This window comes from Amycolatopsis sp. NPDC101161 (assembly GCF_044768185.1).
GTDB lineage: Bacteria > Actinomycetota > Actinomycetes > Mycobacteriales > Pseudonocardiaceae > Amycolatopsis.
The window spans coordinates 1,082,087-1,106,217 of record NZ_JBIWPI010000003.1; the positions used below are offsets into that span (position 1 = coordinate 1,082,087).

At 72.7% G+C, this 24,131-nt stretch carries 30 protein-coding genes; 11 read left to right on the forward strand and 19 right to left on the reverse strand.

The window, feature by feature from the left end:
* Positions 1–149: 149 nt before the first annotated feature.
* Genes ACIRSS_RS26515 through ACIRSS_RS26525 form a run of 3 tightly spaced genes read right to left on the reverse strand, consistent with a single transcriptional unit; the run spans position 150 to position 3,170 of the window.
* Complete coding sequence (locus ACIRSS_RS26515) at positions 150–614, reverse strand: MarR family winged helix-turn-helix transcriptional regulator (protein ID WP_400899407.1); 465 nt, start codon at positions 612–614, stop codon at positions 150–152.
* Positions 615–645: 31 nt separating this feature from the next.
* Positions 646–2,211, reverse strand: a complete 1,566-nt coding sequence (locus ACIRSS_RS26520; RefSeq protein ID WP_400899409.1) for an amidase — start codon at positions 2,209–2,211, stop codon at positions 646–648.
* 23 nt (positions 2,212–2,234) lie between these two features.
* Positions 2,235–3,170, reverse strand: a complete 936-nt coding sequence (locus ACIRSS_RS26525; RefSeq protein ID WP_400899411.1) for a LysR family transcriptional regulator — start codon at positions 3,168–3,170, stop codon at positions 2,235–2,237.
* A gap of 82 nt (positions 3,171–3,252) precedes the next feature.
* Here ACIRSS_RS26525 and ACIRSS_RS26530 point away from each other — a divergent pair, with 82 nt between their 5' ends.
* From ACIRSS_RS26530 to ACIRSS_RS26540, 3 genes are read left to right on the forward strand one after another with little or no spacing between them, the layout of a single operon-like run.
* Positions 3,253–3,951 (forward strand): succinate dehydrogenase cytochrome b subunit, encoded by a 699-nt coding sequence (locus ACIRSS_RS26530; protein WP_400899413.1) that lies wholly within the window; start codon positions 3,253–3,255, stop codon positions 3,949–3,951.
* A complete protein-coding gene (locus ACIRSS_RS26535; protein ID WP_400899415.1) occupies positions 3,951–5,882 on the forward strand; it encodes a fumarate reductase/succinate dehydrogenase flavoprotein subunit in 1,932 nt (643 codons plus the stop codon). The genes ACIRSS_RS26530 and ACIRSS_RS26535 overlap by 1 nt, the downstream gene beginning before the upstream one ends.
* Positions 5,879–6,616, forward strand: a complete 738-nt coding sequence (locus tag ACIRSS_RS26540; RefSeq protein WP_400899417.1) for a succinate dehydrogenase/fumarate reductase iron-sulfur subunit — start codon at positions 5,879–5,881, stop codon at positions 6,614–6,616. The genes ACIRSS_RS26535 and ACIRSS_RS26540 overlap by 4 nt, the downstream gene beginning before the upstream one ends.
* Here ACIRSS_RS26540 and ACIRSS_RS26545 read toward each other — a convergent pair.
* The 3 genes from ACIRSS_RS26545 to ACIRSS_RS26555 all read right to left on the reverse strand — a co-directional run bounded on the left by ACIRSS_RS26545 (position 6,582) and on the right by ACIRSS_RS26555 (position 8,761).
* Positions 6,582–7,175, reverse strand: a complete 594-nt coding sequence (locus ACIRSS_RS26545) for a class F sortase (RefSeq protein ID WP_400899419.1) — start codon at positions 7,173–7,175, stop codon at positions 6,582–6,584. The two genes, ACIRSS_RS26540 and ACIRSS_RS26545, sit on opposite strands and share 35 nt — an antisense overlap.
* A 4-nt stretch (positions 7,176–7,179) precedes the next feature.
* Positions 7,180–7,941: a choice-of-anchor P family protein gene (locus ACIRSS_RS26550; protein ID WP_400899421.1), complete on the reverse strand. Its 762-nt coding sequence runs from the start codon at positions 7,939–7,941 to the stop codon at positions 7,180–7,182.
* A gap of 334 nt (positions 7,942–8,275) precedes the next feature.
* Complete coding sequence (locus ACIRSS_RS26555; protein WP_400899423.1) at positions 8,276–8,761, reverse strand: hypothetical protein; 486 nt, start codon at positions 8,759–8,761, stop codon at positions 8,276–8,278.
* 121 nt (positions 8,762–8,882) lie between these two features.
* Here ACIRSS_RS26555 and ACIRSS_RS26560 point away from each other — a divergent pair, with 121 nt between their 5' ends.
* Both ACIRSS_RS26560 and ACIRSS_RS26565 read left to right on the forward strand, forming a co-directional pair.
* Entirely contained in the window at positions 8,883–9,722 is an 840-nt protein-coding gene (locus ACIRSS_RS26560; protein ID WP_400899425.1) for an LLM class F420-dependent oxidoreductase, read from the forward strand.
* Positions 9,723–9,854: 132 nt separating this feature from the next.
* The gene (locus ACIRSS_RS26565) at positions 9,855–10,151 is read left to right on the forward strand and encodes a DUF1540 domain-containing protein (RefSeq protein WP_364455042.1); all 297 of its coding nucleotides are present in this window, start codon (positions 9,855–9,857) and stop codon (positions 10,149–10,151) included.
* Here the strand turns inward: ACIRSS_RS26565 and ACIRSS_RS26570 are convergent.
* Positions 10,141–10,470: a hypothetical protein gene (locus tag ACIRSS_RS26570; protein WP_400899427.1), complete on the reverse strand. Its 330-nt coding sequence runs from the start codon at positions 10,468–10,470 to the stop codon at positions 10,141–10,143. The genes ACIRSS_RS26565 and ACIRSS_RS26570 overlap by 11 nt on opposite strands.
* A 23-nt stretch (positions 10,471–10,493) precedes the next feature.
* Positions 10,494–11,081, reverse strand: a complete 588-nt coding sequence (locus tag ACIRSS_RS26575; protein WP_400899429.1) for an SRPBCC family protein — start codon at positions 11,079–11,081, stop codon at positions 10,494–10,496.
* A 114-nt stretch (positions 11,082–11,195) separates the two neighbouring features.
* On the opposite strand from ACIRSS_RS26575, the gene ACIRSS_RS26580 reads away from it, so the two are divergent.
* Together ACIRSS_RS26580 and ACIRSS_RS26585 are read left to right on the forward strand one after the other, a co-directional pair.
* Complete coding sequence (locus tag ACIRSS_RS26580) at positions 11,196–11,849, forward strand: TetR/AcrR family transcriptional regulator (RefSeq protein ID WP_400899431.1); 654 nt, start codon at positions 11,196–11,198, stop codon at positions 11,847–11,849.
* 10 nt (positions 11,850–11,859) lie between these two features.
* Positions 11,860–12,264, forward strand: coding sequence for a ChaB family protein (locus ACIRSS_RS26585; protein WP_086673674.1), 405 nt, complete (start codon positions 11,860–11,862; stop codon positions 12,262–12,264).
* A 44-nt stretch (positions 12,265–12,308) separates the two neighbouring features.
* On the opposite strand, the gene ACIRSS_RS26590 is transcribed toward ACIRSS_RS26585, so the two are convergent.
* From ACIRSS_RS26590 to ACIRSS_RS26605, 4 genes are all read right to left on the reverse strand, one after another.
* The gene (locus tag ACIRSS_RS26590; RefSeq protein ID WP_400899433.1) at positions 12,309–12,623 is read right to left on the reverse strand and encodes a hypothetical protein; all 315 of its coding nucleotides are present in this window, start codon (positions 12,621–12,623) and stop codon (positions 12,309–12,311) included.
* Positions 12,620–13,093 carry a hypothetical protein gene (locus tag ACIRSS_RS26595; protein ID WP_400899434.1) on the reverse strand — a complete coding sequence of 158 codons (474 nt, stop codon included), beginning with the start codon at positions 13,091–13,093 and terminating at the stop codon, positions 12,620–12,622. Before ACIRSS_RS26595 ends, ACIRSS_RS26590 begins: the two co-directional genes overlap by 4 nt.
* 36 nt (positions 13,094–13,129) lie before the next feature.
* Complete coding sequence (locus ACIRSS_RS26600) at positions 13,130–13,447, reverse strand: hypothetical protein (RefSeq protein ID WP_400899436.1); 318 nt, start codon at positions 13,445–13,447, stop codon at positions 13,130–13,132.
* 147 nt (positions 13,448–13,594) lie between these two features.
* On the reverse strand, positions 13,595–15,607 hold the full coding sequence (locus tag ACIRSS_RS26605; protein WP_400899438.1) for an MGH1-like glycoside hydrolase domain-containing protein: 2,013 nt from the start codon (positions 15,605–15,607) through the stop codon (positions 13,595–13,597).
* A 531-nt stretch (positions 15,608–16,138) separates the two neighbouring features.
* Between ACIRSS_RS26605 and ACIRSS_RS26610 the strand changes: the two genes are divergently transcribed.
* Positions 16,139–16,585 (forward strand): hypothetical protein, encoded by a 447-nt coding sequence (locus tag ACIRSS_RS26610; RefSeq protein ID WP_400899440.1) that lies wholly within the window; start codon positions 16,139–16,141, stop codon positions 16,583–16,585.
* A gap of 102 nt (positions 16,586–16,687) precedes the next feature.
* On the opposite strand, the gene ACIRSS_RS26615 is transcribed toward ACIRSS_RS26610, so the two are convergent.
* Positions 16,688–17,113 carry a pyridoxamine 5'-phosphate oxidase family protein gene (locus tag ACIRSS_RS26615; RefSeq protein WP_400899442.1) on the reverse strand — a complete coding sequence of 142 codons (426 nt, stop codon included), beginning with the start codon at positions 17,111–17,113 and terminating at the stop codon, positions 16,688–16,690.
* Positions 17,114–17,147: 34 nt separating this feature from the next.
* Positions 17,148–18,095, reverse strand: coding sequence for a 4,5-dihydroxyphthalate decarboxylase (locus tag ACIRSS_RS26620; RefSeq protein WP_400899444.1), 948 nt, complete (start codon positions 18,093–18,095; stop codon positions 17,148–17,150).
* Positions 18,096–18,176: 81 nt separating this feature from the next.
* Between ACIRSS_RS26620 and ACIRSS_RS26625 the strand changes: the two genes are divergently transcribed.
* Entirely contained in the window at positions 18,177–19,031 is an 855-nt protein-coding gene (locus tag ACIRSS_RS26625; RefSeq protein WP_400899446.1) for a LysR family transcriptional regulator, read from the forward strand.
* 52 nt (positions 19,032–19,083) lie between these two features.
* On the opposite strand, the gene ACIRSS_RS26630 is transcribed toward ACIRSS_RS26625, so the two are convergent.
* Complete coding sequence (locus ACIRSS_RS26630; RefSeq protein ID WP_400899448.1) at positions 19,084–19,215, reverse strand: hypothetical protein; 132 nt, start codon at positions 19,213–19,215, stop codon at positions 19,084–19,086.
* Between the two features lie 101 nt (positions 19,216–19,316).
* On the opposite strand from ACIRSS_RS26630, the gene ACIRSS_RS26635 reads away from it, so the two are divergent.
* Positions 19,317–19,919: a hypothetical protein gene (locus ACIRSS_RS26635; protein WP_400899450.1), complete on the forward strand. Its 603-nt coding sequence runs from the start codon at positions 19,317–19,319 to the stop codon at positions 19,917–19,919.
* Here ACIRSS_RS26635 and ACIRSS_RS26640 read toward each other — a convergent pair.
* From ACIRSS_RS26640 to ACIRSS_RS26655, 4 genes are all read right to left on the reverse strand, one after another.
* Complete coding sequence (locus ACIRSS_RS26640) at positions 19,898–20,254, reverse strand: STAS domain-containing protein (protein ID WP_400899452.1); 357 nt, start codon at positions 20,252–20,254, stop codon at positions 19,898–19,900. The genes ACIRSS_RS26635 and ACIRSS_RS26640 overlap by 22 nt on opposite strands.
* A complete protein-coding gene (locus tag ACIRSS_RS26645) occupies positions 20,251–21,474 on the reverse strand; it encodes a PP2C family protein-serine/threonine phosphatase (protein WP_400899454.1) in 1,224 nt (407 codons plus the stop codon). The genes ACIRSS_RS26640 and ACIRSS_RS26645 overlap by 4 nt, the downstream gene beginning before the upstream one ends.
* Positions 21,474–22,274 carry an alpha/beta fold hydrolase gene (locus ACIRSS_RS26650; protein WP_400899456.1) on the reverse strand — a complete coding sequence of 267 codons (801 nt, stop codon included), beginning with the start codon at positions 22,272–22,274 and terminating at the stop codon, positions 21,474–21,476. The genes ACIRSS_RS26645 and ACIRSS_RS26650 overlap by 1 nt, the downstream gene beginning before the upstream one ends.
* Positions 22,275–22,352: 78 nt before the next feature.
* Positions 22,353–23,135, reverse strand: a complete 783-nt coding sequence (locus tag ACIRSS_RS26655; RefSeq protein ID WP_400899458.1) for an alpha/beta fold hydrolase — start codon at positions 23,133–23,135, stop codon at positions 22,353–22,355.
* A gap of 64 nt (positions 23,136–23,199) precedes the next feature.
* On the opposite strand from ACIRSS_RS26655, the gene ACIRSS_RS26660 reads away from it, so the two are divergent.
* Positions 23,200–24,021 carry a helix-turn-helix domain-containing protein gene (locus ACIRSS_RS26660; protein ID WP_400899460.1) on the forward strand — a complete coding sequence of 274 codons (822 nt, stop codon included), beginning with the start codon at positions 23,200–23,202 and terminating at the stop codon, positions 24,019–24,021.
* Positions 24,022–24,131 lie beyond the last annotated feature (110 nt).

Consider the following 24,131-nt stretch of genomic DNA (forward strand, 5'->3'; position numbering starts at 1 on the left):
CCCACCCATCTCCCGGTGTGCGGGGCCCCGCCCGACTCGGGGGCGCGGGTGGGGTGGGGGGGGCGGCGCGTGCGTTTTCTTTTTGCTCCCTTGTACTACCACCCCCCCCCCCCCCCCCCCCCGGCCGCGGCAGATCCGGGAACCGGTGATCAGTCGTTGGCCAGCTGCTTGCGCTGGTGTTCCGTGATGTCCGCCAGCGTGCGCTTGAACCGGTCGTAGTCCTCGCGCCCCAGGCGGTCCGCGTGGCGGCGCTGGATCGCCGCCATGATCGCGTCCGCCGCGCGCATCTGGGCCAGGCCCCGCTCGGTCGGGCAGATCAGCTTCGCCCGGCGGTCACTCGGGTCCGGCCGCCGCTCGACGTACCCCAGCGCCGCCAGCTCGTCGATCAGCGTGCCGATGATCTGCTTGTACTGCCCTGAAAGCCGGGACAGCTCCGTTGCCCGCACGCCGTCCGGGTCGAGGTAGGCCAGCACCGCGCCGTGCCGGTGCTTCAGGTCGTCGAACCCCCGCGCCGCCAGCGTCGCGAAGAGCTCGCGCTGCACCGCGAACAGGAGCCGTCCCGAAAGGACACCCAAGTCGGGGTCCGTCGCGTTCCGCTCCGCGCGGGTGACCATCGGCTGCTCTCCTCACCGTCGGTCTCCCACCTTAACCAGCGGTGGGGAGGAACGCCGGAGCCCGGCGCGCCGGGGCGGCGCGTTCGAACGCCGCGGCGAACGCGAGCACGCGGGCGTCGGCCCAGCGGCCGGCGAAGAACGACACCCCGATCGGCAGCGGGCCGGCGAACCCGGCCGGGACCGACACGTTCGGGTAGCCCGCGACGGCCGCCGGGGTCGACGAGCCGAGGACGAACGCGTCGCCCGCCGCGTAGTCCGTCTTCCACGCCGGGCTGTTGGTCGGCGCCACGATCGCGTCCAGCTGCAGCCGCGACAGCGTCTCGTCGATCGACCGCTGCGCCAGCGACGTGGCCGTCGCCCGCTGCTGCCGGTACGCCGGGTCGCTCGGCGCCGGCGCGGCCGCGGCCTGCTCGAACAGCTCCTGCCCGAACTTCGACAGCTCGATCGGGTCCCGCCGGTTGAAGGCGATCAGCTCGTCGAGCGTGGCGGGGTGCCCGGGCCGGTGCTTCAGGTAGGCGTTCAGGTCGCGCTTGAACTCGGTCAGCAGCGCCGGGGTCTCGGCTGCTCCGATCTGGTCCTGGTAAGGCAGATCGACGTCGACGACCGTCGCGCCGCGGGCGGTCAGCGTCCGCACGGCGTCGCCGGTGACCCGGTCGACGTCGGAGTCCAGGCCGGCCAGCCGCCAGACGCCGATCCGCGCCCCGCGCAGGGCGTCCGGGCGCAGGAGCGCGGCGTAGTCCCGCGGCTGACCCGCGGGGATCGCGCCCGTCGCGGGGTCGGCCGGGTCGCGGCCCTGCAGCACCGACAGCGTCACGGCCGCGTCGACGACGTGCCGCGCCATCGGCCCGGCGGTGTCCTGCTGCGCGGAGATCGGCACGACGCCGGTCCGGCTGACCAGCCCGAGCGTCGGTTTCTCGCCGACGACGTCGTTGGCGCCGGCCGGGCAGACGATCGAGCCGTCGGTCTCGGTGCCGATCGCGACCTGGGCCAGCGTCGCCGCGACCGCCGCGCCGGAGCCCGACGACGAGCCGCACGGGTTGCGGTCGAGGACGTACGGGTTGTTCGTCTGGCCGCCGACCCCGGACCAGCCGGACGTCGAGTGCGTCGACCGGAAGTTGGCCCACTCCGACAGGTTCGTCTTGCCGAGGATCACCGCGCCACCGCGCCGCAGCCGGTCCACCAGCGCCGCGTCGGCGGCCGGCCGGCTGCGCGGCAACGCCCGCGATCCCGCGGTCGCCGGCTGCGCGCGGGTGTCGATGTTGTCCTTGAGCAGCACCGGGATCCCGTCCAGCTGCCCGAGGGGGTGCCCCGCGCGGCGGCGGGCGTCGCTGGCGGCGGCCGCCCGGAGCGCGCCCGGGTCGACGGCGACCACCGAGTGGACCTTGCCGTCGAGGGCGTCGATGCGGCGGAGGTAGGCGGTGGTCAGCCGCACGGCGGTGAGACCGCCGTGGTCCATCCGCTGCTGCAGTTCGGGGATGGTGGCCGCGTCGAGGTCGAACCCCAGCGCGGGCGCGGCGGTGGCGGTGGCCGGGACCAGGAGGGAACCGGCGAGGGCGGCGAGCACGGCGGCCGAGCGCAGACGATTCACGGCGTCCATGCCACTCCTGAACGCGCCGGCGGTCAACCCCCCGTTGGTCGGGCCTGTCTGTCCACAAGGGACTCGATGCCGGGCGGGAGGCTCGCCCGGTCGGCCACGAACCCGACGAGCGCGGTGCGCAGCGCGCGGACGGCCCGGGTCGGCTCCACTTCCTTGCGGTACGCCAGCTGCACGATCCGCGTCATGCCCGCTTCGGGCACGAACCGCGTGCGCCGGAACCGGTCGCCCGCCACGGTGCTCGGCACCACCGCGGACCCGACGCCGGCGCGCACCAGCTCCAGCACGGCGTCCATCTCGCCACCCTCGATGGCGAACGACGGCTCGAACCCGGCCGCGCGGCAGGCGTTGACCGTCGCCTCCCTGACGTCGTAGCCGCGGCGGAACATCACCAGCGGGACGTCGGCCAGCTCGCGGACGTCGAGCCGGGTCTTCCGCACCGGCGCGTCGGCGGGGGAGATGACGACCAGCTCTTCCAGCAGCAACGGGGTCGCCGCCAGGTGCGGGTCCGCCGGGGCGCCGGCCAGCAGCGCCAGGTCCAGCGCGCCTTCGGACAGCCGTTGGCGCAGGTCGCGCGAACCGCTTTCCTGCAGTTCCAGCTGGATGCCCGGGTACCGGCGGCGGAACGCCGACAGCATCGCGGGCAGCAGGCCCGTGCACAGGCTGGGCGGCGCGCCGAGCCGCACGCGGCCGCGGTCGAGCTCGTCCAGCTCCCGGATCGCGAGCCGCGCGCTTTCCGTCTCGGCCAGGATCCGCCGCGCGATCGGCAGCAGCACCTCGCCGGCCTCGGTGAGGGAGACGTTGCCGCGGATCCGGTGGAACAGCGGCGCGCCGAGGTCGTGTTCGAGCGTGCGGATCTGCTGGGACAGCGAGGGCTGCGCGACCCGCATCTCCTCGGCCGCGCGGGTGAAGTGCCGGTGCTCGGCGACGGCGACGAAGTAGGCGAGCTGGTGCAGCTGCATGGCCCGAGCATAGCCGTTGCCTATCAAGAGCAGAGTTATCATGTCTTTGACCTCTGGTGGCCGCGCTCCTAACGTCGATCGGGTGGTGAACGACCTCGCGAGCCGGCGCTCCGTCCGGCAGTTCTGGGCCTCGACGATCGGCAAGAAGATCGTCATGGCGGTGACCGGCGCGCTGCTGCTCGCGTTCGTCTTCGCGCACATGGTCGGCAACCTTAAGACGTTCCTCGGTGCCGACGACCTCAACCACTACGCCCACTGGCTGCGGACGATCGGCGAGCCGGTCCTGCACTACGCCTGGTTCCTCTGGATCCAGCGCGTGGTCCTGCTCGTCGCGCTCGTCCTGCACGTCACCGCGGCCGTCCAGCTGGTGAAGCGGGACCGCCGGGCCCGGCCGGTCCCGTACGTCCACCGGCGGCCGGTGCGCGCCACCTTCGCCGTGCGCACGATGCGCTGGGGCGGGGCGACGCTGGCGCTGTTCGTCGTCTGGCACATCCTCGACTTCACCGTCGGTGCGGTGAACCGCGACTTCGTGCCGGGCGACCCGTACCACAACCTCGTGGCGGACTTCCAGGTCTGGTGGGTGAACCTGATCTACCTCGCCGCGCTGGTGATGCTCGGCCTGCACATCCAGCACGGCTTCGCCAGCGCCGCGCGCACGCTGGGCGTCACCAGCGCGCGGCGGGAACGGGCGATCAAGATCTTCGGCAACGCGACGGCGGTCGTGGTCGCGGGCGGCTACGCGCTCGTCCCGGTCGCGATCATGACGGGACTGGTGGACTGATGGGCGACTACCTGACCGGCGACCCGATCGCCGACACGAAGACACCGGCCGTCCCGCTGGAAAACCGCTGGGACGAACGGAAGTTCGCGGCGAAGCTGGTGAACCCGGCCAACCGGCGCAAGCACCGCGTGATCGTCGTGGGCACCGGCCTGGCCGGTGGCTCGGCCGGGGCGACCCTGGCCGAACAGGGCTACCACGTCGTCCAGTTCTGCTTCCAGGACTCGCCCCGGCGGGCGCACTCGGTCGCCGCGCAGGGCGGGATCAACGCGGCGAAGAACTACCGCAACGACGGCGACTCGGTGTACCGCCTGTTCTACGACACGGTGAAGGGCGGCGACTTCCGGTCCCGGGAGTCCAATGTGTACCGGTTGGCCCAGGTGTCGGCGCAGATCATCGACCAGGCCGTCGCGCAGGGCGTGCCGTTCGCCCGGGAGTACGGCGGCCTGCTCGACACGCGCTCCTTCGGCGGCGTGCAGGTGCAGCGGACGTTCTACGCGCGCGGCCAGACCGGCCAGCAGCTGCTGATCGGCGCCTACCAGGCGCTGTCCCGGCAGATCGACGCGGGCAACGTCGAGCTGCACCCGCGCACGGAGATGCTCGACCTGGTCGTCGTGGACGGCCGGGCACGCGGCATCGTCGCCCGCGACCTGGTCACCGGCGAGATCGAGACGCACCTGGCCGACGCCGTCGTCCTCGCCACCGGCGGCTACGGCAACGTCTTCTACCTCTCCACCAACGCGAAGGGCTCCAACGCGACCGCGATCTGGCGGGCGCACAAGCGCGGCGCCTACTTCGCGAACCCGTGCTTCACGCAGATCCACCCGACGTGCATCCCGCGGTCGGGGGAGCACCAGTCGAAGCTGACGCTGATGAGCGAGTCGCTGCGCAACGACGGCCGGATCTGGGTGCCGAAGCGCCAGGGCGACACTCGGCCGCCGGCGGAGATCCCCGAGGCCGACCGCGACTACTACCTCGAACGGCTGTACCCGAGCTTCGGCAACCTGGTGCCCCGCGACATCGCGTCGCGGGCGGCGAAGAACGTCTGCGACGCCGGGCTCGGCGTCGGGCCCGGCGGCCTGGGCGTCTACCTGGACTTCGCCGACGCGATCGAGCGCATGGGCCGCCCGGCGATCGAAGCCCGCTACGGCAACCTCTTCGACATGTACCAACGCATCACGGCGGAGGACCCCTACCGCGTGCCGATGCGGATCTACCCGGCCATCCACTACACGATGGGCGGGCTGTGGGTCGACTACGACCTGCAGAGCACGATCCCCGGGCTGTTCGTCATCGGCGAGGCCAACTTCTCCGACCACGGCGCCAATCGGCTCGGCGCGTCGGCGTTGATGCAGGGCCTCGCCGACGGCTACTTCGTGCTCCCGGCGACGTTGAACGACTACCTCGGCGGAAACCGCTTCGGCGACGTCCCGCCGGACGCGGTCGCGCGGACGGAATCCGAGGTGCGCGACCGGATCACGCGGCTGCTCTCGGTGCGGGGGACGCGGTCCGTCGACTCGTTCCACCGCGAGCTGGGCCTGCTGATGTGGGACCACTGCGGCATGTCCCGCAGCCGCGAAGGCCTGCGCAAGGCCCTGGACCGCGTGCCGGAGCTGCGCGCGGAGTTCTGGCGGGACGTCCGGATCCCCGGCGGCGCGGCGGAGCTGAACCAGGAGCTGGAGAAGGCCAACCGCGTCGCGGACTTCCTCGAGCTGGCCGAGCTGCTGCTGGTCGACGCGCTCGCGCGGGAGGAGTCCTGCGGCGGCCACTTCCGCGAAGAACACCAAACCCCCGAAGGCGAGGCCCGGCGCGACGACGAGCGGTTCTCCTACGTCGCGGCGTGGGAGTACGGCGGGCCGGACGGCCTGCCGGTGCTCCACCGCGAGGACCTCACCTTCGAGCACGTCCACCCCACCCAGCGGAGCTACACGTGAACCTCACCGTCCGCATCTGGCGGCAGGCCGGCCCGGCGACCGAGGGCAGGCTGCTGTCCTACCCGGTCGCCGGCGTCAGCCCCGACATGTCCTTCCTCGAACTGCTCGACGTCCTCAACCAGGAGCTCATCGCGAACGGCGAGGAGCCCGTCGCGTTCGACCACGACTGCCGCGAAGGCATCTGCGGCTCCTGCGGCGTCGTGATCAACGGCCAGGCGCACGGGCCGGAGCGCACGACGGCGTGCCAGCTGCACCTGCGCTCGTTCCGCGACGGCGAGGTCATCGACGTCGAACCCTGGCGCGCCAAGGGTTTCCCGGTGATCAAGGACCTGGTCGTCGACCGCTCGGCGCTGGACCGGATCGTCCAGGCCGGCGGCTACGTCAGCGCCCCGACCGGCAGCGCCCCGGACGCCCACGCGACCCCGGTCCCGAAGCCGGACGCGGACCTGGCCTTCGACAACGCGACGTGCATCGGCTGCGGCGCCTGCGTGGCGGCGTGCCCCAACGGCTCGGCGACGCTGTTCACCGCCGCGAAGGTGACGCACCTTTCGCTGCTCCCGCAAGGGCAACCGGAACGGGCGCGGCGCGTGCTGGACATGGTGGACGCGATGGACGCCGAGGGGTTCGGCGGCTGCACCAACACCGGCGAGTGCGTCGCGGCCTGCCCGAAGGGGATCCCCTTCGCGAGCATCGCCGCTCTCAACCGGGAGTTCCGGAAGGCGAGCCGGGCTTGAGCTTGGCGTACACGATGACGTTGTCGAGGTAGTTGCGGTTCGCCGCGTCGTACTTGCCGCCGCAGGTGATCAGCCGCAGCTCGGCGTCGTTCGTGTTGCCGTACACGGCCTCCGTGGGGAACTCCTTCTTGGCGATCTGGTCGACCTTCGTCACCTCGAAGGTCAGCTTGCCGCCGTCGGCGCGCTCGATGTGCACCGGGTCACCGGGCTTCAGCTCGTGCAGCCGCCAGAAGATGCCCTTGCGGTGGTCGCCGTCGATGTGGCCGAGGATCACCGCCGGCCCGACCTCGCCCGGCGTCGGGCCGTATTCGTACCAGCCGGCCTGCAGCGGCCGGTCGACCGGCGGGACCTCGACCGTGCGGTCGGCGTTCAGGCCGAGGGACACCAGCGTCGACTTCGCGTCGATCGCGGGGACGTCGAGCGCGGTCGGCAGGGACCGCGTCAGGCCCGCGGCGGCCGGCGCCGACGCCGGCGCCGGTGTGCCGGCCGGAGTCGCCGTCGCGCCGCAGCCGGCGAGCAGCAGCGCGGAGACGGCGACGAGGAGTGCGCGACGCAGCATCGGCTCAGCCCTCGGCCAGGCTGCCGTCGCCGGTCTGCGGCGCCCCGGCGGGGATGACGACGACCTGCCCCGGCCCGCGCGGCGGCGCTTCGGGCGCGCGTTCCTTCGACGGGCCGCAGGTGACGGACGCGAGCCTGATGTCGCCGCTGCCGAGCGCGGAGGTGGCCTTGCCGCCGAGCAGCTTGATGTGCAGGGCCGTCACTTCGAGCGCGCCGTCGTAGCGCTGGAGCTGCTCGTTCACGGTCACTTCGGCGACCCCGGGGATGCCCAGCTTCTGGTTGGGCGACGTCGCGGCGGGGAGCGTGCCCAGCCGGCCGAGGTTGACGCCGGCGAGGTCGCTGCTGCCGGTGACGTGCCCGTCGGCGGACCCGCAGCGGGCGCTGACCAGCCGGATCGACGGCACGCGCCCGGCGGCCGCGGCGAGCAGCGGCAGGGTCACCTCGGCGACGCTCGCCTTGGCGGCCACGGAACCGGCGCCGCCGACGACGGAGCTGCTGATGGCCTTGGCGGTGACGAGCCCCTTGAGCGGGATGTCGGCGACGCTCGCCTCGGCGGGGCCGGCGCTGCCCGACTCGGCCAGCCGGCCGGTGTCGACGGTGATCCCCTTGCTGTTCGTGAGGACACCCGGCAGCAGGGAGACACTGGCCGCGGCGCCGTAGGCGGACCCGGTGACGGTGTCGTCCGCGGTGGCGACACCGGTGGAGCCGGCGAGCACGGCGACGGTCACCCCGGCCAGGCTCCCGGCTCGGAGCAGGGTCGTGCGCATGGGGAAAGTCCTTTCGCCGGAACGGAAAACGGGGAGAAGCCGCAGCGGGGTCGTGCCCCGGCGGCGACCGAACGCTACCAAAATCGCTACCGGGGGCAAGGATTCGTTGCGGCGCCGACGTTTCCGGCGGAACGCGAAAAGTGATCACCGACGGTGTAGGCAACTCGAAGCGGTCACGCCGATGCGGAGAATTCCGCGATCGGCGGACGGGGAGTAGTGCGCGTTGCGGCATTCGAGGCGGTTCAGCGCCCGCCCAGACACGGAAGAGTGATTACCTGGACGGGCGGCGGCGAACACGCAGCGTCATGTGACCGCCACGGCGTTTCGGTGCCGCTCAAGCGCGGTACGGACCGTGGTTCCCGATGTCCGGGCTCACGTGCGGGGCCGTCCCGTTCTGCCCCGGGACCGGCGTGACGGTCGTCTGGTCGAGCGCCGGCTCCGCCGCCGGCTGGACGTACACCTCGGCCGGCCGGTCGCTCTCCTGGAAGTGCGTCTCCACGATCGTGTCCTGCCGGCGTCGGCCCAGCACCGCCACCGTCAGCGCGTGGGCCACCGCGAGCAGCAGGAGGAACACGCCCAGCCGGCCCACCAGCGCCGCCGTCGTGCCCGACCAGCCGGGCCCCACCACCGACAGCAGTGCCAGCACGCCGAACGCGACCAGGTGGAAGACCGTCACCACCATCCAGGCCATCGATCCGGTGCCTTCGCCGCCGTCCGGGCCGCTCAGGTAGCGGCGGCCGCCGCGGTAGAGGATCTGGCCGTCGGCCACCACGAAGATCAGGCCGATGATCAGGAACCCCGGGAGCTCGTTGTCGGGCATCGTCTCCTCCTCCTTTCCGAAGGGGTACCCGGGAACGGCGGCGCGACGGGGTGCTTCACCGGATCGAGCGACCGGCGCGTGGGCTCCCACCTGGAGGAACTCCAGGCTTACGATCACGATCATGCGATTCGCCATCAAGACCTCGCCCCAGGACACCGCCTGGGCGGACATGCTCGCCGTGTGGCAGGCCGCCGACGAGATCGAGCTGTTCGAGTCCGCCTGGACGTTCGACCACTTCTACCCGATCTTCTCCGACCCGACCGGCCCGTGCCTCGAAGGCTGGGTCACGCTCACCGCGCTCGCGCAGGCCACGAAGCGGCTCCGGGTGGGCACGCTGGTCAGCGGGATCCACTACCGCCACCCGGCGCTGCTCGCGAACATGGCCGCGACCCTCGACATCGTCTCCGGCGGCCGGCTGGAGATCGGCATCGGCGCGGGCTGGAACGAAGAGGAGTCCGGCGCGTACGGCATGCGGCTCGGCTCGGTCAAGGAGCGCAGCGACCGCTTCGAGGAAGCGTGCGAGGTGCTCGTCGGCCTGCTGACGCAGGAGACGACGACGTTCCGGGGCGAGCACTACCAGCTCACCGACGCCCGCTGCGAGCCGAAGGCCGTGCAGACGCCGCACCCGCCGATCTGCATCGGCGGCAGCGGCGAGAAGCGCACCCTGCGCACAGCCGCGAAGTACGCCCAGCACTGGAACTTCGTCGGCGGCTCGCCGGAGGAGTTCGCGCACAAGCGCGACGTCCTGCACCGCCACTGCGCCGACATCGGCCGCGACCCGAGCGAGATCCTGCTGTCCTCGCACGTCCGGCTGAGCCCGGACGGCGACTACGCCAAGGTCGCCGCCGAAGCGGAAGCCCTCGGCGAAGCCGGTCTCGACCTCGCGATCGTCTACCTGCCGCCGCCGCACACCCCGGCCGTGCTGGAGCCGCTGGCGAAGGCGCTCGAGCCGTTGCGCTGACGCGGCCGGGGCGGCTTCACCCTGGCGTGCGGAGCCGATCACCCGGCCGGTTACCGCGAATTGCGCGACCCCGGACCCGGTGGGAGCGTCGGGACTCCGAACTGTTTCCCACCACGGATCCAGGAGCCGCGCATGACCACCACCGAAATGCCCGCCGTGCACGAATGCACCGTCAGCGGTTGTTCCTACAACCACGACGGCTGCCACGCCTTCGCGATCACCGTCGGCGGCGACAACGGGTCCGCCGACTGCGGCACGTTCGTCCCGCTGAACACGAAGGGCGGCCTCGACCGCGTCGTGGCCCAGGTCGGCGCCTGCTCGCGGGCCGACTGCCGGCACAACTCCGCGCTGGAGTGCACGGCGTCGAGCGTGCGCGTCGGCCCGGGCGAGGGCGGTCACTCCGCCAACTGCCTCACCTTCACGAAGTAGCCGGCGCCGCCGCGGCGCGCCGCCGGGCGAACTGCAGCCCGGCGGCCGCGGCGGCACCGGCCGCGGCGACGACGCCGGTCGCCACCGGACTCAAGGACTTCGACAGACTCGGTGCCGTGCCGGGCCCGAGCAGCCAGACCGCCAGCGGGACGACGTAGGCCGTCGTCATCAGCGCGCCCCACCCGCGCGCCGCCGGCGAACGCAGGGTGCGTACCAGCACGATCGCGGCCGGGATGCCGGCCAGCAACGCGAACTGGCCCAGCACCATCACGGGGAACGCCCAGGCGGCGACGAGAACGCCGCGAGTGGTCGCAGTCATCGTCTTCTCCTTTTCAGCGCGCGTCAGCACGCGGCTTCGGCGGCGGTTTTGAGGTCGGCCAGCCAGCGGTCGAGGCCCGGGGCGAGGAACCGGATGGCCGTCGCGGGGTCGGCGTCGACCTGGCTGCCCGTCCAGCTCTCCTCGGTGCGGACGGCGACGCCGCCCCGGACCGGCGTGAACGTCCAGACGTGGACGCCCCGGTCGATGCGCAGGCCGTCGCCGATCGCGGGGCCGCTCCAGCGGACGCAGTGCTCGCGCTGGACCTGGTGGACCGTGGACGTGATGACGAGCGTGGTGGCGGGGGTGGACGGCGTCGCCGGGACGGGCGTCGTCCAGCGGAACCGCGAGCCGGGGTGCAGGGGACCCGGATCCAGCCGCTTCGCGCTGGTCACCGCGGACTGCCAGGCCGGCCACCCTTCGACGCCCGTCTGCACCTTCCAGACGGTGCTGAGCGGCGCCTTGACGAACGTTTCGGCGCCGTAGTGCAGCTGCGCGGCCGGGTCGATGCCCTGACCGCGGCAGGTCAGCGGGGTCGTGGTGGCCGCGTCCGCCGGAGCGGCGGCGAACAGGGCCGCGGCGGCCAGCGGGACGGCGAACAAAGCCTTGATCATGGCGTTTCTCCTCGGTGAGTTAGTGGCTCTTGCTGTAGTTAGAAGCTATAACCAGCAGCGGCTTAGTGTCAATAAGAAAAGTGATAGCCTCTAACTCGCCAGGAAGGAGCCGCCATGACGGACGCAGGACCGACTTCGCGCGAGCGGTACCGGGCGCAGGTGCGCGCGGAGATCAAGCAGCACGCGTGGGAGCAGATCGCGACGGCGGGCGTGCCGGCGTTGTCGCTGAACGCGATCGCCAAGCAGCTGGGCATGAGCGGCCCGGCGCTCTACCGGTACTTCGCGAGCCGCGACGAGCTGATCACCGCGCTCATCCGCGACGCGTACCGGAGCATCGCCGACACGGTCCGCGCGGCGTACGACGACGGCGCCGACCTGGCCGGGCTGGCGCACGTCATCCGGGACTGGGCCCGCGGCGACCCGCAGCGGTACTTCCTGATCTACGGCACGCCCGTCCCCGGCTACCACGCCCCCGACGACACGACCGCGATCTCGTTCGAGGTCATGGCGGTGCTCATCGAAGCGTGCGGCGCGCTGGGGGAGGGTGGGCCGGAGACGCCGTTCGACGCCCACCTCGACCGCCACCGGACGTGGGCGGGCGGCCATCCCGCGCCGCCCGCGGTGCTGCACCGGGCGCTGTCGTTCTGGACGCGCCTGCACGGCGTGCTCTCGCTGGAGCTGGCCGGCCACTTCGCGGGGATGCGGTTCGACCCGGATCCGCTACTCGACGAGGAGATCGCCGGTTTGGCGCCGGGCGGGCGGGGGTAGCCGAGCCGGCATGCCCGGACGCGAAGACCTGCCCAGCACGCTTTTGCGATCGCCGCGCAAGGCGCAGGACACGTGGGTGGCGGCGCACGACTCGGCGCTGCGGACCTACGGCCCAGGCCGCCGCGCCCAGCAGACGGCGTACTCGGCGTTGAAGCATTCGTTCGAGAAGGTCGGCGACCACTGGGAGCCGAAGCCCGAGCGCGGCCCGTCGGACGAGCAGGCGGCCCGCGGCGCGGGGCAACCGGCCAAGCCGACGCGTGGCGGCGTCAACGCGACGGCCAGCCGGCAGCACCTGTACGAGCGGGCCAAGCAGCTCGGCATCCCCGGCCGGTCGCGAATGTCCAAAGAGGACTTGGTGGCCGCGCTGGAGAAGGAGAACCGGCGGCGGACCGACCGGGCCCGCCGCGGGAAGTGAAAGTCGCTCGGCGGCGGGCGGACAGTCTCGCCACGAGGGCGGCCTCAGGCGCGGGACTCCGTCGACGGCGCGACGAGCCCGCTCAAGCCCAGCCGGGCGAGCTTCCCCTCCACCGCGGCCGATGCCGTCACGATCAGCCGGCTGCCGGGCCGCCGCAGGTGCGGGATGATCGCCGCGACGGCTTCGGTGGTGAAGTGGTCGACCCCCGTCAGGTCGAGCAGCACCGTCGCCGCGCCGCGGGTGGCGCCGGCCAGTGCCGCGGCGAGGTCCCCCGCGTCCGGGGCGCCGTGCGCGCGCACGGTCACCGTCCCGTCTACCGGGTCGCCGACCTCGATCGCGCCGTCTCCGGCCGGGTTCATCGGGCGAAACAGCTCAGCGGGGGCAAGGTCGCCGCCTCGCTGCCGGACAGTTCCACGAGCCACACGAGCAGGTGGATCACGACGCCGACGACGTCGTCCGGCCGCCCGCGGGCCGCCAGCTCCAGGTGGATGTCGCGGCTTTCGTGGTCTTCGCCGAGATCCGCCAGCAGGGCGCGCAGGGCGGCCAGCGGCCCGGGCGGCAGCCGGTCGACCTCGACCGGCCGGGCCCGCTCGTCGGTCACGGCCACGGTGAACACCGCTCCGGGATCGGCCGGCTGCCGGGCGCGGACCACCGACGCGCAGCGGCCGACCAGCTCCGCGACGATCGCGCCGGGGATCCGGTTCGAGCCGACGCGGGCGAGCACGCCCAGCGCGTCGGCCACGTCGTCGTACGCGCCCGCCATCGCCGCGTCGGCCAGCTCGGCGGTGAACTGCCGGACCGACGCGCCGGGGTCTCGGTTCTCCGTCATCCCCGGCAGGTACCCGGCCGGTGCGGGGCTAACCGGTCAGTGCGGTTCCGGCAGCGCGAACAGGGGGTGCTGGGCGGGATCGTCCGGTTCGCCGCCGAGGCGCAGGCACTTGCGGCAGGTCACCGGCCCGTCGGCGGGGGTGATCTCGCCCGCCGCGCCGAGGCCGGACCACCCCTGGTGGCAGGCGGGCGCGGGCAGGGTCAGCTCGTCGAGCCAGGGCACCCACGCGACGCGGTGCGCGATGCCGGACCGGCCGATCCGCAGCCGCATCCCGGTGAAGCGGCGGTGCTGCGCGTCGGCGAACCGCGCGGGGTCGACGCGCGTGCCGGGGAACAGCGGGATCGGTTCGCTCACCGGTCCAGTATGCGGGGCCCGGCGACGTGTGCGCGGTGGCCGGCCGGTCGGGGGGCGTGCCGCCCGGCCACCGCGACGAACAACGAGAGGGGCCGCCCGGCCCGGCTATGACGGCCGGGCCGGGGGTTCACCGGTTCGGGTGACGGGTCAGCCGGCGGCCAGCCAGTCGAGGTTGATCGAGCCCGTGTCACCGGGCGCGTAGGACAGCGTGACCACCGGGTCCCGGCCGCTGAGCGGGACGTCGCCGAAGGTCACCGTGCCCCAGTCGTCCCAGCTGTCGGAGACCTTCGGGAAGCTCACCTGCCGCAGCCGCTGCCCGTCGACCGACAGCGTCATCGTGCGGGTGTCGCTGTTGGCGTTGGCGTAGCGGACGGTCAGCGCGGTCGTCGCCGGGTCGCTCGACGCGCGGTGCAGCGTGAACGACGAAGCCGCGCCCTGCGCCCACAGCCCGTCGAGGAACGCCCGGCCGGAGTAGCCGGTGTGGTTGACGTTCGTCTTCACGCCGCCGGTGTTGAGCGCGTCCTCCGCTTCGAGGTGGGCCGGCGCCGGGCAGCCGCCGACGGTGCCCGCGGTGTCGGCGCAGCGGTCGGCCGCGTCGGGCACGCCGTCGCCGTCGCGGTCGCCGGCGGCCGCGCCGGTGAGCGTGATCGAGACGGTGTGGTCGCCGGTCAGCGTGGCCGGGACGGCGTTGCCCGGCGCGGGCCGGCCGTCGATCGTGAACGAGCCGACCTTGGTGCCCGCGCCGTGCAGCGCGATCGTGAGGGTGGCGTTGCGGTAGCGGAGGTTCCGGAGGGTCACGTCACCCCAGCCCGCCGGGAGATCGGGCGTGAAGACCAGGCCGCGGTCGGTGAACGTCAGCCCGAACAGGCCGGTGTGGATCATGTCGAGGAACGCCGTCGCCGACCAGGTCTGGTCGGGTTCGGAGCCCCAGTGGAACTTCACGGTGTCTCCGAGCCGCTGGTAGCCGCCGTCCACGACGCCGTTGTTGCCGTTGTAGATCTCCCAGAACCCGCTGTTGCCGTCGGCCAGCTTGGCCAGGCGCGCCACCTCCGACGCGAACGCGCTCTGGTTCCCTTGCCCGGCCAGGGCTTTCGCCCAGAGCCCTTGGACCAGCGGCCAGACGATGGCGTTGTGCCGTCCGGGCTGCGCGTCCGAATAGCGCGCCCAGTTCGGGAACGTGTCGGGCATGCCCCACGTCATTTCCCGGGCGTTCGCGACGATCGACCGGGCCTGCGCCGGGTTCGCGACGCCGAAGAACAGCGCGAAGGCGAGCCCGGTGCCTTCCTGGTAGGCGCCGCGGGTGCCGTCGGCGAGGAGCTGGTAGTTGTACAGGCCGGTCTTCGCGTTCCAGAAGTGGTCGTTGATCGCGGCTTTCAGCGCGTTCGCCTTGGTCCGGTAGCCGGCGACCTCCGCGCCCGGCCGGCCCAGTTTCTCCGCCATGTTGGCGGCGTTGACGTACGCGGCGTAGTAGACCTCGTTGGTGCTCAGGTACATCCCGCTCGCGACGCCCGGCCACGGCATGCTGCCGGTGCTGACCGACTCGGTGGCGTCGGCGGGCGGCGCCGGGTAGCCGGCGATGCCGTCGTTGAAGAACGACGCGCCGGTGAACAGCCCGTACTTCGCGTTGAAGCCGGCCGTGGTGGCGTGTTCGCGAATGGTCAGCGTGTTCGCCGTCGCGCGGTAGGCGTCGCCGAGGAACGCCGTGTCGCCGGTGACGAGGTAGTGGTGCCACGCGGCGGTCGCCCAGACGACCTGGTCCCACTGCTGGTCGTCCTGCTGGACGCGCAGCGCGCCGCCGGCGTCCTTGTCGACGACCGCCCACAACGTGTTCCGGGCCAGCGCGGGGGAGAGCAGGCTCGTGGCGTTCCAGCTGTTGATCGACGCGTCGCGCGTCCACGGCTGGTTGTAGCCACCGCCCGCGCGGACGATGCCGGTGTCCGGGTCGAGCAGGCCGCTCTTGTCGTACTTCGCGTCGTAGCCGATGGTGTTGGTGCGCAGCAGGTTGTCCAGCGCTTCCTGGTAAGCGGTGCCGAACAATGCCTGGCTGGCGGGGTTCGCGAACTCGATGCCCGGCGCCGCCGCGGCGGCGGCCGCCGGGGTGGCGATCAAGCCGCACGCGAGCACCGTCGCGAAGAGTGCCGAACGGACCCGTTTCCTCATGCGCGTACCTCTTCCGGCGCCGGGGGACCGGTGACAGTGCACCACGGAACGCCGGTTTTTCCCCGCCGAGCACGGGAATTTGTCCATTCTTGTCGCGGCGGTTCGCGCTGATGGCGCCGGCCGAGTGGCCGACGACAACGAGGCGCCGGCGGTCGCGGGACGGTCGACCACGCCGGCCCGGCGGCGCACGTGGTCGTCACCCTGCGGGACCTCGAGCGGCCCGAGCTGCTGCGTCGGTGACGCTCCCGGAGTCGTTGGGCCGGCCCTGGGCGCGCGTATGGAGCAACGGTCCTGGCGGCGCGGACGGGCGAAGGGCTGGTGGTGAACCCGTCGTGGGACGCGGAGCCGGCGGCCTGGGCGGTGCTGTACTACGTCGGCCCCCGCCGGTTGACGGGCCCGGAGGTCGAGATCGCCCAGCGGGATCCTGCGTAGTTGGTCGCTTTGTCCGGTTTTTTGTGGTCGGAAGGTGGCCGCGAGGGGCTGGGGGTTGCATACTGCGACCATGGCGCGAGGGAAAGCGGAGGTCGCGCGGTGAGTCCCCGGGAGGGGCCGTCCCGCCCGAAGTTCGGCAGGATCGACCCGTACTGCCTGATGGCGGTGCTGCCGGTGCTGCTGGTGGCCGGCATCATCGGATCACTGGTCAACGTGGCCCTGGGGCTGGGGTGCGCGGTGTTCGCGGGCTTGATCGTGCTGTTCGACTCGTGGGCGAACCGCCCATCCCGGGCGCGCGAGGAGCCGGAGCAGGAGCCCCGCCCGGCGACGGCCCGTCCCCCGGTGAGGCGGGCGGGCCCACCCCCGCCGGCGCGGACGCAGGTGGCTCGCGGGCAGGCACCGCGGGCGCAGGTGCCACGTGGGCAGGCGCCACGGGGACAGGTGCCTCGGACGCAAGTGCCGCGGGCTCAGGTGCCGCGGGCGCAGGCGCCGCGGGCGCAGGCGCCGCGGGCACGGCAGGCGCCGGGCGGAGCGCCTTACCGGTGAGCCCGGTGCGGTGACGCACTGGTGATCGGGCCTCGCTGAGGCTGGAAGGGTCGCTTCCTCGCCACTGCCGCCGTCCCGTCCCGGATCAGTCCGATGTGGACATCACACCGCCCCCATGTCCAGCGACAGCCAATGCTCCGGCCGCAAGAACACCACAACGTGCTCCCCGACCCGAGTCCGCTCGAACTCCAGGTACTCCTCGACCTTCTCCTCCGGCAAATACCGCCCCGCCATCTCCCGGGCCCGCGCCGGACTGTCGGGCTCGGTCCGCAGCACCGGCCCCTCCACCGACACGTACCGAACCGTCGGTGTCGCCCGCTGGGCCAGCAAACTGAACCGCCCCGCCGCGTCGATCGCCTTCATCTTGCGGGACTCCGGCAGCGTCCGGATCCACAGCTCGCCGCCCGGGGTGTACTGGTACCACAGCGGCATCGTCAGCGGGGCCCGGTCCGGGCGCTCCGTCACCGACAGCGCCCCGATGTGGGGTTCGGCCAAAAACTTCTCGCGTTCCTCCGTCGAAAGAGCCATGCGCCCGACGCTACCGGCCCCCACCGACAAAAGATCACGTCTCCGGGAGCGCGAAGACCTCCTCGATCGCCCACTGCCGCGCGGAAAGTCCCTGCTCATGGTGGTAGCGCAAATAAGTCTCCAAAGTCGCTCGATTGGCTGAAATCCCGTAGGGCCACCAATCCGATCCGAACTCGGCTTCGGTGCGCTCGACGAGCGCGTTCATCCACGGCACCATCGTCGGCACCTGGTACAGGCGGCGGTCGCGCCGGTAGCGGTCCGCGGCCGACTCCGCCGCCGACGAGAACAGGCGGTAGACCTCGGCCGCCGAGTCCAGCAGCTCGCGGCGGATCACCACCGCGTGCATGATCGGGAAGATCCCCGTGCGCCGGTGGTAGTCGCGCTCGACCGGCTCGAAGTCCGGGAACAGGCGGACCACGTCCGGGGCGCCGTCCAGCACGCACTGCGGCACGTTCGCCGTGAACAGCGCGTCGATCTCGCCCGCGGCCAGCAGGTCGCCGAGCGCCCGGTCGGACGTCGTCACCGCGACGTCCTCGGGGTGCGGGTGCGGGGTGAAGCCGAACGGCTCCGCCGGCCGGTCCAGCCCGCCGATCACCCACCGGTTGCGTGCGGGCTCGAAACCGTACTCGTCCATCAGGATTCCCTTGGCCCACACGCCGGAGTCCTGCCCGTACGTGCCGAACTCGCCGATCGTCCGGTCCACGAGATCACCCGGTCCGGTGATCCCGGACCGCCTGTTCACGAAGACGCACGAGTGCCGGAACACCCGGTTGGGGAAGATCGGCAATGCGACGTACGGCAGGCCGGATTCCAGCAGCCGCAAGTAGAACGTCAACCCGAGCTCGGCGACGTCGAACTCGTGGTCGCGGATCGTCCGCTCGAAGATCTCCGGCAGCGTGTCCGCCGTTTTCACCGTGACGTCGGTGCGGTCGAACAGCGGCCGCGTCGTGTCGTATGTGTAGCACCCGATCGTGAGAGTCATACCCACGATCGTTCGCCACCGGCCCCGCACGCGTCCAAGTCCGGCTCGGTCCGCTCGATACCGCGAAGGTATCGTGTCGTGGTGGACCTGCGTGCGCTCAAGTACTTCGTCGCGGTCGCCGACGAACGGCACGTCGGCCGGGCCGCGAGCCGCCTGCACATGACGCAGCCGCCGCTCAGCCGGGCGATCCGGCAGCTGGAGGACGAGCTCGGCGCCGCCCTGTTCGAGCGCACGCCCAAGGGCGTCACGCTCACCCCCGCCGGCACGGTGCTCTACACCGAGGCGGACGCGCTCCTCAAGCAGGCCGACCGGATCCGCGGCCGGGTCACCGCCGCGGCCGGTGCGGCGAGCCTGACCGTCGGCACCCTCGCCGACGCGGCCGAGCACGTCGGTACCCGGCTGGTCCCGCTGTTCCGGGAACGCCACCCGCACGTCGACGTCCGCGTCCACGAAGCCGGCCTCGGCGACCCGACGGCGGGCCTGCGCACCGGTCTCGTCGACGTCGCCCTGACGCGAACCCCCTTCGACACCACCGGAATCGGCACGCACGTGCTGCGCTCGGTGCCGGTCGGCGTCGTGGTGCGCGACGACGACCCGCTCGCCCGCCACTCCTCGATCCCGGCCGCCGAGCTGAAGGGCCGACGGTGGGTCCGGCTGCCCGACGGGACCGATCCACTGTGGACCGCCTACTGGACCGGCGGCGCGCCGGACGAGGCGTCGCCGGTGCTGCGGACGGTCCAGGAGTGCCTGCAGGCGGTGCTGTGGAACGGAACCGCGGCGCTCGCCCCGGTCGACCAGCCGCTGCCGGCCGGCCTCGTCGTCGTGCCGCTGGCGGACCGGCCGCCGAGCGACCTCGTGGTGGCGTGGCCGAAGAGCGGCCGCAGCCCGCTGGTGCGCAGCTTCGTCCAGGTGGCCGCGACCGGCCACCCGAAATGACGGCGGTAAAGGCCGTCCCCGGTGCGGGAAGAGCCGCACCGGGGACGTCGGCTCACTGGCAGGCTTCGCAGTCCGGGTCGTCGATGCGGCAGGCCGCGCCGTCGGTCAGGTCGAAGTCGAAGTCGTCGAGCACCGGGACCACCGGGGTGGTCGCGGCCTCGGCCGGCGTGGTGGTGGCGGACATGGCCCTCCTTGGGGGTGCGATCGGTTCCTACTCCTGTGTAGCGCCCAAGATCGACGCGCATTCCGTGACCCGGGCCACATCCGGTGTGCTAGCTTCCCCGCATGCGCCTCGCCTTCGCCCGGACGCTCGCGGTCATCGCATCCCTCCTCCTGTTTTCCCTGGTCACCCCGGCCGCGGACGCGTCGCCGGCGGCGCCGTGCGAGTGCGCGACGCCGTCGATCGACCGGTTGCAGCAGTGGCTCGCCAGCGGTGAGGGCACCACCGTCCCGGCCACCGGGAACCTTCTCGTCCGCGACGGAAACCGGTACACGGCGAAGATCGACTTCGTGAACGCCGAGTGGCACGTGGCCGTCGTGTGGCTGGGGAACCGGTTCGAGGCGCAGGCCGACCTCTCCCGTTCCGCGGGCTTCTGGCTGACCTACCGCGCCACCGACGACCTCTACGTCCAGCTGCGGCCGGCGTCGCACTGGAGTGGCGGCGACAAGTGGCTCACTCTGGTGCCGTCGACGCGGGGGAAGCTGGTCACGAAGTTCTTCAGCTTCCGGCCCCGCGCGTGGACGTCACTGCCGGAGCTGGGGACGCCGTCGTACTCGTTCGCGTCGGCGCTCGCCGAAGCCCGCGGCCTGGTCTTCGTGGGCAAGACGCCGAACCGGCTCGAGTTCCGCGGCCTGCGGATCGACGGCTACCGGCCGCCCTGCCTCTGACGGATGGCCTCCTCGGCCGTCGCGTAGGTGGGGAAGTAGTCCGACAACCCCGTCAGCGCGAACGTCCTCGTGAGCCGGGCCGGCACGGCGGCCAGGGCGATCGACGCCTCGGCCGACTCGGCGGCGTTGCGCGCCGCGATCAACGCCGAGATCCCGCTGGAGTCGCAGAACGTCACCCCGGCCAGGTCGACCACGAGCAGCTGCCCGGCCGCCAGCGCCAGCTCCCCGATCCGGGTGCGCAGGCGGGACGCGGTGGCGACGTCGAGTTCGCCGCGGACGGTCAGGATCGGCCCCGTGTCCGCGGTTTCGGTCGAGGTCGAGAACGGGCTCGTCATGGCTGATCGCCTCCGGGCAGGGGAATGCCGAACGCCAGCAGCGCGGTGTCGTCGTCGACGCCGTCGCCGAAGCCGGCCAGCAGGTCGGTGACCGCCTCGACCACCGCCGGGGCGGTCGTCGGGGCCAGGCCGGTCAGGTCTTCGCGAAGCTGTTCTTCGCTGTAGCGGGTGCGGCCGTCCGCGCGGGCTTCGGTCAGCCCGTCGGTGTAGAGCAGCAGCGTGTCGCCGGGCGCCAGGTGCACGTCGAGCGAGACGAACCGCGCGCCGGGCAGGGCACCGACGAGCTGGCCGCCGCGCAGCGGCAGGAACCGCGCGGCGCCGTCGGCCGGGATCAGCAGCGCGGGCGGGTGGCCGCCGCCGGCCAGGGTGATCGTCGCGCGGTCGCCGTCCGGCCGGATGCGGCCGTTGACCACCGTGCAGTAGCGCGGGTCGTCGCTCTGGAACTGCTGGTTGAGCGCCGTGTTGAGGATGCCGAGCGCGACGGTCGGGTCCGGGTCGTGGACGGCGGCCGCCCGCAGCGTGTAGCGCGCCAGCGACGTCACCACCGCGGCCTGCGCGCCCTTGCCCGAGACGTCGCCGAGGAAGAACCCCCACGTGTCGCCGGTGACCGGGAACAGGTCGTAGAAGTCGCCGCCGACCTCGTCGGCCGACGCCGGGTGGTAGTACGCCGCGACCTGCATGCCCGGCACTTCCGCCGGTGCCGGCGGCAGCAGCGTCTGCTGCAGGGTCCGCGCCAGCCGCTGCACGCGGTCGCGTTCCCGCTCGGCTTCGTCGCGCGCCCGCAGCAGTTCCTGCTCGTAGGCGCGGCGGTCGCGCGCGTCGAACACGGTGGTGCGGATGAGCTGGGCCTCGCCGTCGGAGCCGGTCTTGACCGTCGAGGTCACCAGCACCGGCAGCCGGCCGCCGCTCGCCGTCTTCAGCTCGAAGGCGACGCCGCCGAGCTCGCCCTGCATGCGCAGCAGCGGCGCGAAGTGCGTCTCGTGGTAGAGCCGGCCGCCGACGGTCAGCAGGTCGGAGAACCGCCGTCGCCCGACGATCTCCTCGCGCTCGTGGCCGAGCCAGTCCAGCAGGGTGGCGTTGATCCTCGCGATCGTGCCGTCCAGCAGCGTCGAGAGGTACCCGCAGGGGGCGTTCTCGTAGAGGTCCTCCGCGCTGTCCTCCAGCAGCGCGGAAAACGCCGGGTCCGCGCCCTTGCGGCCGCCCGCGTCGGCTTCGCACATCATGGGCCGCTCACGAACGCCGTGATCGCGGCGGTGGTGGCCTCGGGCGCGCTGAGCTGCGGGCAGTGCCCGATCGCGTCGAGCGTCACCAGCCGGCTGCCGGCGATCCGCTCGTGGGTGAACTGCCCGACCTCGGGCGGCGCGATGGCGTCCTGCGCGCACTGGACGACCAGCGTCGGCACGGAGACCGCCGGCAGGTCGTCGCGGTTGTCGGAAAGGAAAGTGGCGCGCGCGAAGACCCGCGCGATCGCGGGATCGGTGCGGCAGAAGCTGTTCGTCAGCTCCTCGCCCAGCTCCGGGCGGTCCGGGTTGCCCATGATCACCGGCGCCATCGTCGCCGACCAGCCGAGGTAGTTCGACTCCAGCGCTTCGAGCAGCTCGTCGATGTCCTCGCGGCTGAAGCCGCCGCGGTAGCCGTCGTCGTCGATGTAGCACGGCGACGGCGTGAGCAGCACCAGTTTCGCGAACCGCTCCGGCTCCCGGTTGGCGGCCAGCACGGCGATCATCGCGCTGACCGAGTGCCCGACGAGCACGACGTCGGTCAGGTCGAGCTCGCGGCACAGGGCCAGGATGTCGTCGGCGTAGCCGTCGAGGGTGCCGTAGCGCTCCGGCGTCCACGCGGACAGGTCCGAGCGCCCGGCGCCGGTGTGGTCGAACAGCACGACCCGGTACCGCTCGGCGAGCGTGGGAACGACGAGGCGCCACAGGTTCTGGTCGCAGCCGAACCCGTGGGCGAGCAGGACCACCGGGCCGTCTTCGGGCCCGGCCTCGACGACGTTGTTCCTGGTCCGCATGCTCACCGGCCACATCCTGCCACCCGCGCCGCGGCGGCGTGGGCCGAGCCGGACTTGTTTGATTTCCGGCCGAAGTGGGTACGACTATCGGTCCCCGCCGTTCCGTGACCCGGTGAACGCCAGCAGCGCCTCGGCCGTCCGCCCCGGGTCTTCGAGGATCGGGGAGTGGCCGACGCCGGGCAACGCGACGACCCGCGCGCCCGGCACGGACCGGTAAGCCGCGAGCGCCGTCGACGGCCGCCATCGCCGGTCGTCCTCGCCGAAGAGCACCAGCACCGGCGTGCCCAGCGCCGCCAGCCGGTCCGGGATCGACTGCCGCACAAGGTATTCGACGGCTCCTCGCTGCGCCGCGGCGAAGGCGGCGAAGGTCATTCCCCGCACGTCCTCGACGAGCGACGCCGGAGCTTCGAAGCCGGGCCGGAACGCGGAACTCATCGCCTCGCGGATCTGCGCGTCGGTCAGCCGCGCCCACTGCTCGGGGTCGAAAGCGGTCTGCGGCCCGATGTAGGTGTCCATGCTCGGTCCCGTGTCGACCAGCACGACCGCGGCCACCAGGCCGGGCCGCTCCTCGGCGAGCGCGGTCGCGACGAGCCCGCCGGTCGAATGGCCGGCGACGACGGCGTGCCCGATGCCCAGCCGGTCCAGCTCGGCTCCGGCCCGGCGGGCCTGCTCGGCGATGCCGTAGTCGGCGTCCGCCGGCTTGGCCGACCGGCCGTGCCCGAGCAGGTCGACGCGGACCACGCGGTGGTTCTCGAGCAGCAGCGGGAGCAGGGCGTCCCAGGACCGGACCGAGGACGCGGATCCGTGGACGAGGAGGAGGACCGGGGCGTCGCGGGGGCCGTCGTCGGTCACGTGCAGGTTCGTCATGCGCCGAGCCTGGCCGCACGGCCACCCGCGTGGCTTGGACGAATGTTCCGCGTAGCTTGGAACCGTGGCCGAGGCGCTGTGGGACGTCGCTCGTCCGGTGCGGCCCGGGCGGGTCGCCGGGGCGACGATGGCCGGCTTCCGCGACCGCGGCCGCACCCCGGCCGGCCTGATGCTGGTCCCTCCTCCGGCCGTGACGCTGGCGGTGATCTTCGGGTCCGGCACGGTCGCCGTGGCCGACGCCGCCGGGCGCCGGCAGCGGGGGAGCGTCGTCGCCGGGCTCGGCTTCGGCACGACGCGCATCACGCGGGCGACGGACTTCGCCTGCGTGCAGGTCCGCCTGCCCCCGGTCGTCGCGGGCGCGGTCCTCGGCGTCCGCCCGGGCGAACTCGACGGCTTCGTGACCCTGGACGACCTATGGGGCCGGGAAGCGGCGCGGCTCGGCGAGCGGCTGAGCGAAACTTCGTCGTGGGACGAGCGGTTCGCGCTGACCGACGCGCTGCTCGCCCGCCGCGGCGAGACGGGACCGGCAGTGGACCCGGAGGTCGCGTGGGCCTGGCACCGGATGGTCCGCACCCGCGGCCGGGTCCGCGTCGACGAGCTGGCCGTCGAGGTCGGCTGGAGCCGCAAGCGGCTGTGGTCCCGGTTCCAGGCGCAGGCCGGACTGCCGCCCAAGCGGGCGGCGCGACTCGTCCGCTTCGACCACGCCGTCCACCGCCTGGTCGCGGGTGACGACGCGGCCCGCGTCGCCGCGGACGCCGGCTACGCCGACCAGTCCCACCTGCACCGGGAGGTCCGGGCGTTCACCGGCAGCACGCCGGCAGTGGTGGCGGGCGAGCCGTTCTTGACGATCGACGACGTCGCTTGGCCTTCGCCGCCAAGGGGTTGAGCCGCCGGATCGGTCGCAAGTGGACAGTCGGCGGACCACGAGCGGGATTGGTCCGCTTCGCTGCCCGGTTACTGTGCGGGCTCGGCCGGAAGTCCGAAATGCCCGGTACC

Bases quoted from the DNA above. Each gene is read 5' to 3' on its own strand.
- ACIRSS_RS26630 (WP_400899448.1), bottom strand. From the start codon at position 19,215: ATGTCCGCCACCACCACGCCGGCCGAGGCCGCGACCACCCCGGTGGTC.
- ACIRSS_RS26525 (WP_400899411.1), bottom strand. From the start codon at position 3,170: ATGCAGCTGCACCAGCTCGCCTACTTCGTCGCCGTCGCCGAGCACCGG.
- ACIRSS_RS26575 (WP_400899429.1), bottom strand. From the start codon at position 11,081: ATGATCAAGGCTTTGTTCGCCGTCCCGCTGGCCGCCGCGGCCCTGTTC.
- ACIRSS_RS26615 (WP_400899442.1), bottom strand. From the start codon at position 17,113: ATGGCTCTTTCGACGGAGGAACGCGAGAAGTTTTTGGCCGAACCCCAC.
- ACIRSS_RS26605 (WP_400899438.1), bottom strand. From the start codon at position 15,607: ATGAGGAAACGGGTCCGTTCGGCACTCTTCGCGACGGTGCTCGCGTGC.
- ACIRSS_RS26595 (WP_400899434.1), bottom strand. From the start codon at position 13,093: ATGACGGAGAACCGAGACCCCGGCGCGTCGGTCCGGCAGTTCACCGCC.
- ACIRSS_RS26545 (WP_400899419.1), bottom strand. From the start codon at position 7,175: ATGCTGCGTCGCGCACTCCTCGTCGCCGTCTCCGCGCTGCTGCTCGCC.
- ACIRSS_RS26580 (WP_400899431.1), top strand. From the start codon at position 11,196: ATGACGGACGCAGGACCGACTTCGCGCGAGCGGTACCGGGCGCAGGTG.
- ACIRSS_RS26555 (WP_400899423.1), bottom strand. From the start codon at position 8,761: ATGCCCGACAACGAGCTCCCGGGGTTCCTGATCATCGGCCTGATCTTC.
- ACIRSS_RS26645 (WP_400899454.1), bottom strand. From the start codon at position 21,474: ATGTGCGAAGCCGACGCGGGCGGCCGCAAGGGCGCGGACCCGGCGTTT.
- ACIRSS_RS26640 (WP_400899452.1), bottom strand. From the start codon at position 20,254: ATGACGAGCCCGTTCTCGACCTCGACCGAAACCGCGGACACGGGGCCG.
- ACIRSS_RS26620 (WP_400899444.1), bottom strand. From the start codon at position 18,095: ATGACTCTCACGATCGGGTGCTACACATACGACACGACGCGGCCGCTG.
- ACIRSS_RS26590 (WP_400899433.1), bottom strand. From the start codon at position 12,623: ATGAACCCGGCCGGAGACGGCGCGATCGAGGTCGGCGACCCGGTAGAC.
- ACIRSS_RS26585 (WP_086673674.1), top strand. From the start codon at position 11,860: ATGCCCGGACGCGAAGACCTGCCCAGCACGCTTTTGCGATCGCCGCGC.
- ACIRSS_RS26565 (WP_364455042.1), top strand. From the start codon at position 9,855: ATGACCACCACCGAAATGCCCGCCGTGCACGAATGCACCGTCAGCGGT.
- ACIRSS_RS26560 (WP_400899425.1), top strand. From the start codon at position 8,883: ATGCGATTCGCCATCAAGACCTCGCCCCAGGACACCGCCTGGGCGGAC.
- ACIRSS_RS26520 (WP_400899409.1), bottom strand. From the start codon at position 2,211: ATGGACGCCGTGAATCGTCTGCGCTCGGCCGCCGTGCTCGCCGCCCTC.
- ACIRSS_RS26635 (WP_400899450.1), top strand. From the start codon at position 19,317: ATGCGCCTCGCCTTCGCCCGGACGCTCGCGGTCATCGCATCCCTCCTC.
- ACIRSS_RS26550 (WP_400899421.1), bottom strand. From the start codon at position 7,941: ATGCGCACGACCCTGCTCCGAGCCGGGAGCCTGGCCGGGGTGACCGTC.
- ACIRSS_RS26655 (WP_400899458.1), bottom strand. From the start codon at position 23,135: ATGACGAACCTGCACGTGACCGACGACGGCCCCCGCGACGCCCCGGTC.
- ACIRSS_RS26570 (WP_400899427.1), bottom strand. From the start codon at position 10,470: ATGACTGCGACCACTCGCGGCGTTCTCGTCGCCGCCTGGGCGTTCCCC.
- ACIRSS_RS26535 (WP_400899415.1), top strand. From the start codon at position 3,951: ATGGGCGACTACCTGACCGGCGACCCGATCGCCGACACGAAGACACCG.
- ACIRSS_RS26515 (WP_400899407.1), bottom strand. From the start codon at position 614: ATGGTCACCCGCGCGGAGCGGAACGCGACGGACCCCGACTTGGGTGTC.